Source organism: Tardiphaga sp., assembly GCF_028290785.1.
GTDB lineage: Bacteria > Pseudomonadota > Alphaproteobacteria > Rhizobiales > Xanthobacteraceae > Tardiphaga.
In genome coordinates this window covers 1-9872 of the sequence record NZ_JAQGJD010000156.1, presented here as the reverse complement: position 1 = coordinate 9872, position 9872 = coordinate 1, and the positions used below count along the sequence as shown (strand labels likewise).

At 62.3% G+C, this 9872-nt stretch carries 12 protein-coding genes and 1 pseudogene; 4 read left to right on the top strand and 9 right to left on the bottom strand.

The features are described from left to right. On the top strand, positions 1 to 521 hold a 521-nt coding region (locus JWR89_RS09230; protein WP_299714683.1), incomplete at its 5' end, for an EAL domain-containing protein. Positions 522 to 524: 3 nt separating this feature from the next. Here the strand turns inward: JWR89_RS09230 and JWR89_RS09225 are convergent. Both JWR89_RS09225 and JWR89_RS09220 read right to left on the bottom strand, forming a co-directional pair. Beyond that, positions 525 to 1058 (bottom strand): collagen-like protein, encoded by a 534-nt coding sequence (locus JWR89_RS09225; RefSeq protein ID WP_299714682.1) that lies wholly within the window; start codon positions 1056 to 1058, stop codon positions 525 to 527. 90 nt (positions 1059 to 1148) lie between these two features. Next, complete coding sequence (locus JWR89_RS09220) at positions 1149 to 1340, bottom strand: hypothetical protein (protein WP_299714679.1); 192 nt, start codon at positions 1338 to 1340, stop codon at positions 1149 to 1151. A 116-nt stretch (positions 1341 to 1456) separates the two neighbouring features. Between JWR89_RS09220 and JWR89_RS09215 the strand changes: the two genes are divergently transcribed. Further along, positions 1457 to 1963: a DUF2380 domain-containing protein gene (locus tag JWR89_RS09215; protein WP_299714676.1), complete on the top strand. Its 507-nt coding sequence runs from the start codon at positions 1457 to 1459 to the stop codon at positions 1961 to 1963. Between the two features lie 6 nt (positions 1964 to 1969). Here the strand turns inward: JWR89_RS09215 and JWR89_RS09210 are convergent, their stop codons facing one another. Both JWR89_RS09210 and JWR89_RS09205 read right to left on the bottom strand, forming a co-directional pair. Next, positions 1970 to 2224, bottom strand: coding sequence for a hypothetical protein (locus JWR89_RS09210; protein ID WP_299714673.1), 255 nt, complete (start codon positions 2222 to 2224; stop codon positions 1970 to 1972). 142 nt (positions 2225 to 2366) lie between these two features. Continuing rightward, positions 2367 to 2753: a RidA family protein gene (locus JWR89_RS09205; RefSeq protein ID WP_299714670.1), complete on the bottom strand. Its 387-nt coding sequence runs from the start codon at positions 2751 to 2753 to the stop codon at positions 2367 to 2369. Between the two features lie 206 nt (positions 2754 to 2959). Here JWR89_RS09205 and JWR89_RS09200 point away from each other — a divergent pair, with 206 nt between their 5' ends. Further along, positions 2960 to 3298 carry a hypothetical protein gene (locus JWR89_RS09200; RefSeq protein WP_299714667.1) on the top strand — a complete coding sequence of 113 codons (339 nt, stop codon included), beginning with the start codon at positions 2960 to 2962 and terminating at the stop codon, positions 3296 to 3298. A gap of 120 nt (positions 3299 to 3418) precedes the next feature. On the opposite strand, the gene JWR89_RS09195 is transcribed toward JWR89_RS09200, so the two are convergent. Beyond that, on the bottom strand, positions 3419 to 3928 hold the full coding sequence (locus tag JWR89_RS09195; protein ID WP_299714664.1) for a hypothetical protein: 510 nt from the start codon (positions 3926 to 3928) through the stop codon (positions 3419 to 3421). Here JWR89_RS09195 and JWR89_RS09190 point away from each other — a divergent pair. Then, positions 3906 to 4143 (top strand): annotated as a pseudogene (locus JWR89_RS09190) (IS3 family transposase); the annotation flags it as partial. The gene JWR89_RS09195 and the pseudogene JWR89_RS09190 overlap by 23 nt on opposite strands. Positions 4144 to 4230: 87 nt before the next feature. Here the strand turns inward: JWR89_RS09190 and JWR89_RS09185 are convergent. From JWR89_RS09185 to JWR89_RS09170, 4 genes are all read right to left on the bottom strand, one after another. Next, positions 4231 to 5133 carry an AraC family transcriptional regulator gene (locus JWR89_RS09185; protein WP_299714661.1) on the bottom strand — a complete coding sequence of 301 codons (903 nt, stop codon included), beginning with the start codon at positions 5131 to 5133 and terminating at the stop codon, positions 4231 to 4233. Positions 5134 to 6382: 1249 nt separating this feature from the next. Continuing rightward, positions 6383 to 8320, bottom strand: coding sequence for a phosphomethylpyrimidine synthase ThiC (gene thiC, locus JWR89_RS09180; protein ID WP_299714658.1), 1938 nt, complete (start codon positions 8318 to 8320; stop codon positions 6383 to 6385). Between the two features lie 174 nt (positions 8321 to 8494). After that, positions 8495 to 9103 (bottom strand): thiamine phosphate synthase, encoded by a 609-nt coding sequence (locus tag JWR89_RS09175; protein WP_299714655.1) that lies wholly within the window; start codon positions 9101 to 9103, stop codon positions 8495 to 8497. Then, positions 9090 to 9872 (bottom strand): thiazole synthase (locus JWR89_RS09170; protein WP_299714652.1); only part of this gene is annotated, 783 nt, incomplete at its 5' end. The genes JWR89_RS09175 and JWR89_RS09170, both read right to left, overlap by 14 nt.

Here is a 9872-nt window from a genome sequence, read left to right as displayed (position 1 = left end):
TCACCATCTCCGTGAACTGGTCCGGCCACCTGATCGACGATGGGATTTTCACCGACAGCGCGCTGGCCATCGCCGGGGCGGCCTCCGGAAAACTGTGCCTGGAGGTGACCGAAACCGCGATCATCGGTAATGCGCGCCTGGCGCGCCAGACGCTGGAACGGTTTCGCGCCGCAGGTCTGACCATTTCCATTGACGACTACGGCTCCGGTCTGTCGTCGCTGGCCTATCTGAAGAACATTCCCGCCGACGAGTTGAAGATCGACAAGGCCTTCGTGATGAACATGGCGACCGACGCTGTAGACGCCGTGCTGGTCCGTGCCGCCGTCAGCCTGGCGCACAGCCTCGGCCTGCAGGTGGTCGCCGAAGGCGTCGAACAGCAGGCGGCGCTCGAACTGCTCGGCGCCATGGGCTGCGATCTGGCGCAGGGCTACCTGATCGCCCGCCCCATGCCGCTGGCGGATCTCGTTGCGTTTCTCGACGAACGGGCGGTGGCGCAGGCCGAACGCGCGGTGGCGGTGTAGCCGCTACTTCCTGTCCTTGCGGTGCTTTTTCTTCTTGTCATCGTCCGGCTGGTCGTCGTCGTGAGCGCCGGCTTCTTCCGCAATCATCGCGGCGACACGGTCGGCGATTTCCTGCGCTTCGCGCCGCTCGGCCTCTTCGCGCTCTTGGGCTTCGCGCTCGCGCAGCTTGCGATGGTCTTCCCAGGCGTCGAAGATCAGGTGCAGCCATGGCATCACCTGCTCGATGGAAGGCAGCGCGCCGGCCGGGCCGGGCTCGCCGCGCGGGCCGGCGGGGCCCTGCACGCCGGGTTTGCCCTGCGGACCGGGTTCACCCGGCTTGCCCTGCGGCCCGGGCTTGCCTTGCGGGCCCGCCACGCCGGGCTTGCCGGCTGGACCGGGTTTGCCCTGAGGACCGGGCTTGCCGTTCACGCCCGGCTTGCCATTGACGCCGGGCTTGCCGGGGGCGCCGGGTTGGCCCGGATGACCCTGCGGGCCAGGAAGCCCGGGTTTTCCATCCGGCCCGCGGAGGCCCGGCCGGGTGATTACTTGCTTTGCCACGCCTGCACTCCCGCTGATTCTGCTGCGCATTTGTAGCAGCAGGGAGGTGACAGCTTCAAATCCCGGCGGCTTCCAACAAGGCAGGCAGCGTCAGCTTCCCTGATCCGTGCGCTGGCCCGCGTCGCCGAGGCTGCGGCTGCCTTCTTCGGGCCGCGCCATCGGCCGATGGCTGCGGTTGCTGACGCGAAAGAGTGTGTGCACGGTGGTGCCGACGGTCGCGCAACCGCCGCGCATGTTGGGCAGGATCAGGGTAGCTTCGCTCATCTTCATCTTCCAGGTCATGTTGTACTGGTGGTTAGAACTAGCGGAGAATGGTTTGGTTCTGGGTGACCCTTTGTCATGGTTGCCGAGGTATTAAACGCTGCCGGCGCCCGCCGGCGGCGAACAGGGAGGCGAACATGTCGAAATGGCAAAGCCTGCTGTTGGTATTTATCGCTGCCGCGCTGGCGGCACCTGCACGATCCCCTGCGGCGGCCGGCGAGCCGGTGACTGTCGCGGTGGCCGATTTCGACTACGGCGATACGTCGGGTGAAGCGGTCGATCAGACCGCATCGCATCGCGACCGCATGGTGATGTTCGCCGCCGAGCTGCGCGACAGGCTAATGCAGAGCGGCTACCGGGTGGTACGCCCGGCCTGTCCGCAGCCGGCCTGCACCGCGGCGGGCATGGCGCCGGGCGATCTGGTCGCCGCCGCGCGCCACGATGGCGCGCGCTACCTGGTCTATGGCGGCATTCGCAAGATGAGCACGCTGGTGCAATGGGGCGAGGTGCAGTTGCTCGACGCGGAGCGCGACGAACTGCTGCTGCGCCGCACCGTGACGTTCCGCGGCGACACCGACACCGCGTTCCGCCGCGCCGCGGATTTCGTCGGCGAGACGGTGACGGGGGCGATGGCCGCGCCGTGACGGCCGTCAGAACGAGCAGGTGCCGGCGCGCAACAACCCGTCTTTCATGATCAGCGCGTCGAGAAACGTAGGCGCCACCGCGCCCATGATGGTGGTGTAGTTCGACGGATACGGCGTGGTCGGAATGTTTTCGTCCCAGATCTGGCAGAAGCCGGTGTCCTGCCAGCGGATCAGATGATAGGCGGCATGGGCGGGCGCGGTCGCGGCAAAGGCAGTGACGACGATGCCGGCGGCGGCGCACAGGGTGCATAATTTTCGCATGTGAATGTCTTCCCGTGAAAAAGGTTCGCGTGCCTCCGCCGAAAATGGCGGAGCGCCGGGTGGCCCGGACAGGAGTTGAGTCGCGGGACGGGATGTTGGGTTCAATGCAGGGTCGGACCCGTCGCGCGGCCCTGCGCGATCGTCATACCTCCAGCAGCGAGGCCACGCATTCGATCTCGATCAGCATGCGCGGATCGGGCAGCGCCTGCACCACGCAGGTGGTGCGCGCCGGGTAGGGCGGCGGCCCGAACGCCTCGGCATAGAGCCGGTTCATGACCGCCACATCGGGCGCCCGCGTCAGCAGAACGTTGACTTTGACAAGGCGGCGCACATCGGAGCCCGCCTCAGCGAGCACGCGTTTGATGGTCGTCACCACGAAGCCGAACTGCGTGACAAAATCTTCCGACAGCCCGCCTGAAGCGTCGAAGCCGGGAATGCCCGAAACGAACAGCAGATCGCCGGCCCGCGCGGCATAGGACAAAGGCGGCGCTTTGATGCCGAGTGGCGGGGCGAAGTGCAGGATGGGCATAAGCGGTCCTTTCGCTGAATGATCTGGTTTAACGTATAACCGGTCGCCCGGATAAGCGCGGCGATATCCGGGGGACGCTTGCCTACATGCCCGCGGATGTTCGTTGAACCCCGCGGTGGCCGCGCTAGACAGAACGCGTGCACCCTGGTGGCGCGATTGCGGTGGTGACAAGGCCAACTTGAAGGCGACGAGGCATGAGACGGTTTTTGGCGCTGCTCATGTTGCTGGCGCTCACGGGCGTTGCTGTGGGCAGTCCCATCCGCAAGGGCGCGACCATGCGGGTGAAAGCCAGTTCGATCTGGTTTCAGGATGCGGCCCTGCTGACCCGCTGGCAGGCGCTGCAGCAGGCCGGCGACGCCGCGGCGCTGGCGTCCTGGCAGGACGGTCTGCTGAAAACCCGCGACGCCTGGCAATTCCTCCATCCGCTCGACGTCAAAATCCTCGGCTATCGGCCGAAGACGCACCGGGTCGATGTCGAGGTGACGTCGGATGGCCGGATGCAGGGCAGCAGGTGGATGCTGGATGTGGACGCGCTGGTGCGGTAGCGCGGTCGTTGGCGAACGGGCGCTCGGTCGTGGCGTCTGGGGTAGGCAAAGCGACGTGTGCCGATAAAATGCAACGGTTCGTTTTCGCGAGGGAACTGCAGGGGCGGACCTTTGTCCATCCTAGGCTCGCTTTGATGAGAGCAGGATCGTCTCGACGGCCCGAGGCAGGACGTTCCGGGCCACGATGTTGGGCCACAGTTCGAGCGGCGGCGCCGCCACCAGTTCCGGCGACAGCGCCACGACGTGGAGATCGTCGTTGAGATGACTGCGCCCGCCGCAGTGCTGCGCATAGCACAGAGCTCGGGTATGGCATTCGCGATAGCCGCAGATGCGGCCGATATAACGTCCGTCCGGATCGGCGAGAAAGATGTCCGCGCCGAGATTAATGGTCTGCGCCTGGCCTTTCAAACGTCGTCCAGCGGTCGCAAGTCTGCCGAGGTCCATGGCGTGATCGATGGTCACCAGCACGTCGGCGTCTTTGGGGACGGGCTTGTCTGTCGCCAGCGATCCGACAAGTGCGATCTGATGGACGCCAGCACATTGCGCGGCGGCCTGCACGAACTCGCGGACTGCATGCAGTAGCACCGGGCGCGGCTCGGGGATCGGGCACCAAACCATGAAGGGCCGCATTCTGCTCGACAGCTATTATTTACCCGGAGATCTTGAACGACGGATCAGCGCCTTCGTCGAACACTACAATCACGTCCGCTATCATGAGAGCATCGAAAACTTCACACCGGCAGACGTTCACTTGGAGGGCAGACGCGATCCTCGCACAACGCAGACGCATCAAGCTTGCCGCCATCGCAAACCGCCGCTTGCAGCACCGACTGCAGGCCGCTTAACCTCTAACCCCTGATGAGCCAGAGCCTTCCTTCTCGAAATGCCCGATCAGTCTCAAATTATCTGACGACGGACAATCGATCATGCGCTTAGTGTTTTGCCTTGGCCAACGTCACTGATGGTAGTTCGCCAAACGTCCGCTGATAGTCCTTTGCAAAATGACCAGGGTTGGAAAACCCGCATTGAAAGGCAACGCCGGTAACCGATGTATTCGTATCAGGAAAACTCAGCAGATTTTTCGCATTCCGAAGCCGAACGGCCTTTAGGTATGCGATTGGCGTATAACCGCGGGCGCGCTTGAACGCACTGAATATCGAACGAGAACCGATTCCAGTCATATAAGCGAGGTCTTCGACCGCCAGCGGGAGATTCCAATGATCGTCAATGTAGTCTTCCACCCGCCTAACCTGAAATGAGGACAGGTCGGCCGGCTGACGATGCAGGAGTTCTCGGTATGAATGGTGCGAAGTCTCAAGAAATCCCACGATAAGAGCCTGCTCAAGCTCTTTTAGCATCAAAGCCGGTGGATGCTCTCGAGTCGAATCCAGTTGTTTCGCCGTAAACGAGATCAAGTTCTTGAAGCTTTCGAAGTACTCTTGACGATCTGGAAGCGGCGACAAAAAGTCAAGTGAGCGTCGAGGGTGCGCACCGAGTAACGCTGCGAGCTTTCGCTCTAACGCGTCCTTATCAATGCGAAGGAAAAGTTGCTTGAAATCGGGACCGAACTCGATCCTATTGACTCGATCCGCCGGCGTAACGCACGCCTGAGAACCGCAAATTTCTGTCGTGCTGCCGTTAATGATTGTTGCGGCATTGCCAGCAATGGCGATTTGGAGCCGGACGAAATTGCTTTCCGGGAATTCGACCGATACGCCGGTGCCGTACGCACAGAGACCCAGGGAGACCGTCTCAAGTTTTGCGTGATACGACTGCCCTAGAAAATTGGACGTGTCAGGAACATCAAACTTCGTTGCGCCATAATAGGCAAACAACGTGTCCCTCATGACTTCTGGATCGTGCGTGTCCACGACTGGGAATCGACTTAGCGAGGCCGCCGAAGTTAGAACGGGCATCAGCTTATAGTCCTGCAGCAGAAGGCTGGAGCCACAACTTAACATCCGCAGCGCCAGCCGAAAGCGTGATTTCCCCACCCGAAGTGCGGTAGCGGACATTACTTTGCGGCTATTGAGTAGCGGATTCGGTTAGAATTTTGCACACGTGATGCAATGCGTAGAGTTTCTTTCGGAATCGATCGCAATGCCGAAATTCCCCCACAGCTCAGCAATTGTTCCCGCTTCGGAAGACGCCGAGGGCTTGCTCCGGTTTGACGGTATGCCGACATGGATATGATCGCATATTGCCGTGCAATGTTAGCTTTCTGCCGCCAGCATGCGCAATTTGAAAGCGAGAGTAGTTCATTTTGGAGCGGAGAAGCAGAAGAGTGGGAGAGTATAATATGCGAGTTCTCGCTCCGACGGGGTGCCGTCGCACCCACGCGAACGGCAATTAGTTCGGACGCCTTGGCGCCAAAAGTGTCAGCGAAAACTTCAGATCTACTTTAAAACGCCGCGTTTCGTTTCGTTTGAGGAGGAGGCTGACAATGATCTGCGCGAAAGTCGCCCGATTAGGCGCTCACCGCGCCAATATAGACAGATACCGAATGTTACTTGAAACCAACCTGTCATATATCGAGCGCCAATTCATCGAAAGGAGATTGAAGGAAGAGGCAGTCGCTATAACAATTCTATCTGAAGGAGATTCCTCACCGGCTTCCATCGTTATTCGGATGAGGAGTGAAGAGACGTAGAGCGCTTGCTCCGTCTACGCCTATCTTCTTGGAACGGAAGCGACGAGTAGCTTCATTCGCAGAAAAAGGAGGGGCAATGAGGGGCGCATAGCAATACGTGACCCGGAACTGTCTGCCATTCACAAGAGTGTGGCGCCCCAATCCAGTGACTTTGTAACGAGCCTCTCCAGTTTGTCTATCGCGTCTGACAGGTCTCCACGAGCATTGTAGTCAAATCCAAAATGGCGCTTCCATGTGGGCTTGTTTGATCTTGGACAGTGAACGGAAGCTTTGATTTCGCTCATGCCCCGAACCATCAAATAAAGGTCCGGGCTATTCTTTGCAGCCCATAGTTGCCAAACGCTTGAGGATGCATGGCCATCAACGCCCGCTGCAAAGCAGACGTTGACCTTTCTGCGACTTTCAGATCGAGAAGCCAAATTGTCCATCGAGGACTACAGCTCCCGATTGCTCGCCTTCACCGCCTCCGCCTGCACATAGACCTGCTCGCCCATGTCCTTGAATTTCTGGCTCATGGTCGCCATGCCGTCCTCGATCACGCCCGACATGGTCATGCCCATGCTGGCCATCTTGCCGTCGCCGCCGAGGTTCAGTGCGGCCTTCTCGTTGTCGCCGAGGGTGGCCGCGTAGTCGCGGACGTCCTGGGTGATCTTCATCGAGCAGAATTTGGGGCCGCACATCGAGCAGAAATGCGCGACCTTGTGGGCGTCCTTGGGCAGCGTCTCGTCGTGGTAGCTGCGCGCGGTTTCGGGATCGAGGCCGAGGTTGAACTGATCCTCCCAGCGGAAGTCGAAGCGCGCGCGGCTCAGCGCGTCGTCGCGTAGCTGGGCGGCGGGGTGGCCCTTGCCGAGATCGGAAGCGTGCGCCGCGATCTTGTAGGTGATCACGCCCACTTTCACGTCGTCGCGGTTGGGTAGTCCCAAATGCTCCTTCGGCGTCACGTAGCACAGCATGGCGCAGCCGAACCAGCCGATCATGGCCGCACCGATGCCGCTCGTGATGTGATCGTAGCCCGGCGCGATGTCGGTGGTCAGAGGCCCGAGGGTGTAGAACGGCGCCTCGCCGCATTCCTTGAGCTGCTTGTCCATGTTGATCTTGATCTTGTGCAGCGGCACGTGGCCGGGGCCTTCGATCATCACCTGGCAGCCCTTGGCCCACGCGATCTTGGTGAGCTCGCCCAGCGTCTCCAGCTCGGCGAACTGCGCGCGGTCGTTGGCGTCGGCGATCGAGCCGGGCCGCAGGCCGTCACCGAGCGAGAACGACACGTCATATTTGCGCATCAGATCGCAGATCTCTTCGAAATGCGTGTAGAGGAAGCTTTCCTTGTGATGCGCCAGGCACCACTTGGCCATGATCGAGCCGCCGCGGGAAACAATGCCGGTGACGCGGTTGGCCGTCAGATGGATATAGGGCAGGCGCACGCCGGCGTGGATGGTGAAATAATCGACGCCCTGTTCGCACTGCTCGACCAGCGTGTCGCGGTACAGCTCCCAGGTCAGCTTGACCGGATCGCCGTCGCACTTCTCCAGTGCCTGGTAGATCGGCACGGTGCCGATCGGGATCGGCGCGTTGCGCAGAATCCACTCCCGCGTGGTGTGGATGTTGCGGCCGGTGGAAAGGTCCATCACGGTGTCCGCGCCCCAGCGGATCGACCACACCATCTTGTCGACTTCCTCCTCGACCGACGACGTCACGGCGGAGTTGCCGATGTTGGCGTTGATCTTGGTGAGGAAGTTGCGGCCGATGATCATCGGCTCCAGCTCGGCGTGGTTGATGTTGCAGGGGATGATCGCGCGGCCGCGGGCGATCTCGCTGCGCACGAATTCCGGCGTGACGAACGCCGGCACCGATGCGCCAAAGCTTTCGCCGTCGGCAAGGGCTGCTTCGGCGCGGTCGAGCTGCACCTTGCGTCCGAGGTTTTCGCGCTCGGCGACGTAGATCATTTCCTTGGTGATGATGCCGGCGCGGGCGAATTCATACTGTGTGATCATGGCGTCGCCGACGCCGCGCATCGGCTTGTGATAGCCGGTGAAGGATTTGGCGGCATGCGCCGCGCCGACATTGCCGTTGTCTTCCGGCTTGACGTCGCGGCCCTCATATTCCTCGACGCCGCCGCGCTCCATCACCCAGGCTGCGCGGGGGCGCGGCAGGCCGGCGTTGACGTCGATGATGACGTTCGGATCGGTGTAGGGGCCCGAGGTGTCGTAGACCGGCAGATCCGGCTCGCCGGCGCCCTTGCTCAACATGATCTCGCGGATCGGCACCCGCAGATCCGGGGCGCTGGCGGGGATCGCGTAGACCTTTCGCGACGACGGCAGCGGGCCGGTGGTGACGGCGGGCAGGGTGGTGTCGGGATTGGAGCGGATGTTCATCGGGGTAATCCTCCTTCTAGATTTCGTTATTGAAAGCACAAATTGACGTTGTCATCCTGAGGTGCTCGCGCGCTTGCGCGAGCCTCGAAGGATGCGTGTGGCGCGCCGTCGTCCTTCGAGACGCGCGCAGAGCGCGCTCCTCAGGATGAGGGCTCTCGCCTTGTTCTGACTTCATCACGCCGCCTCCGCGGTTTGCCCGAGCCACGCGCGCACCCGTGTATCGGGATCGACGTTCTGCGTGACGTCGCTGACCACCGCAATCGAATCCGCGCCGGCGGCGTAGATCTCGGCGGCCTGTTCGAACTTGATGCCGCCGATCGCCACCAGCGGGATGTCGCCGATGCGCTGCTTCCAGGTGGTGAGTTTTGGAATGCCCTGCGGCGCGAAGCGCATGGATTTCAGCGTGGTCGGAAAGATCGGGCCAAGCGCGATGTAGTCCGGCTTGGCGCGTAGCGCGGTTTCGAGTTCTTCGTCGTCGTGCGTCGATAGCCCGAGCGTCAGCCCGGCGCGCCGGATCGCCGCGACATCGGCCTCGGCCAGATCCTCCTGGCCGAGATGCAGGTGCTGCGCCTTGAGATCGATCGCCACGCGCCAGTAGTCGTTGACGACAAGTTTTGTCGATGTGCCCGCCGTCACCGCCAACGCCTCGCAAAACAGTGCGGTGGCAGCGGTGTCGTCGAGGTCCTTGGCGCGCAGCTGCACGGTGCCGACGCCAAGCGCGGTTAGGCGTTTCAGCCAGGCGATGGTATCGACGACAGGATAGAAGCGATCAGGATACGGCATGCCAGAACGGGGTCCCGAGGACTGGAGTGGAAGGAGAAGCGAAATCGCGCGCGCCCATCAGGCCCGCCTCGTAAGCCGTGCGGCCGGCCTCGACGCCGAGCCGAAACGCGTTGGCCATGGCGACGGGATCGGCGGCCTTGGCGATCGCGGTGTTGAGCAGCACGGCGTCGTAACCGAGCTCCAGCGCCTCCGCGGCGTGGCTCGGCGCGCCCAAGCCGGCATCGACCACCAGCGTGATATCCGGCAGCCGGTCGCGCATCAGCTTCAGCGCATCGCGGTTGGTGATGCCGCGCGCGCTGCCAATCGGCGCGGCCCATGGCATCACGACGCGGCAGCCCGCATCGACGAGGCGCATAGCAACGCTGAGATCCTCGGTGCAATAGGGGAACACTTCAAAGCCATCCTTGATCAGGACGGTTGCGGCTTCGACCAGCCCCACCACGTCCGGCTGCAGCGTGTCGTTGTCGGCGATCACCTCGAGCTTGATCCAGGAGGTGCCGAACAATTCGCGCGCGAGCTTGGCCGTGGTCACCGCCTCGCGCACGCTGCGGCAGCCCGCGGTGTTCGGCAGCACCGTGACATTGAGCTCGCGGATCAGCGACCAGAACGCATCGCCGGTCTTGCCGCCGGCGGCCTCGCGCCGCAACGCCACGGTTACGATGCCGGCGCCCGAGGCGCGGATCGCCGCCTGCATGATCGCCGGGGAGGGATACAGCGCGCTGCCGATCAGGAGGCGGGAAGTGAAGGTTTTGCCGTAGAAGTTCAGCAT

Coding starts and splice junctions, on each gene's coding strand:
- JWR89_RS09220 (WP_299714679.1), bottom strand. CDS start 1,340: ATGACCTGGAAGATGAAGATGAGCGAAGCTACCCTGATCCTGCCCAAC.
- JWR89_RS09215 (WP_299714676.1), top strand. CDS start 1,457: ATGTCGAAATGGCAAAGCCTGCTGTTGGTATTTATCGCTGCCGCGCTG.
- JWR89_RS09210 (WP_299714673.1), bottom strand. CDS start 2,224: ATGCGAAAATTATGCACCCTGTGCGCCGCCGCCGGCATCGTCGTCACT.
- JWR89_RS09205 (WP_299714670.1), bottom strand. CDS start 2,753: ATGCCCATCCTGCACTTCGCCCCGCCACTCGGCATCAAAGCGCCGCCT.
- JWR89_RS09195 (WP_299714664.1), bottom strand. CDS start 3,928: ATGCGGCCCTTCATGGTTTGGTGCCCGATCCCCGAGCCGCGCCCGGTG.
- thiC (WP_299714658.1), bottom strand. CDS start 8,320: ATGAACATCCGCTCCAATCCCGACACCACCCTGCCCGCCGTCACCACC.
- JWR89_RS09175 (WP_299714655.1), bottom strand. CDS start 9,103: ATGCCGTATCCTGATCGCTTCTATCCTGTCGTCGATACCATCGCCTGG.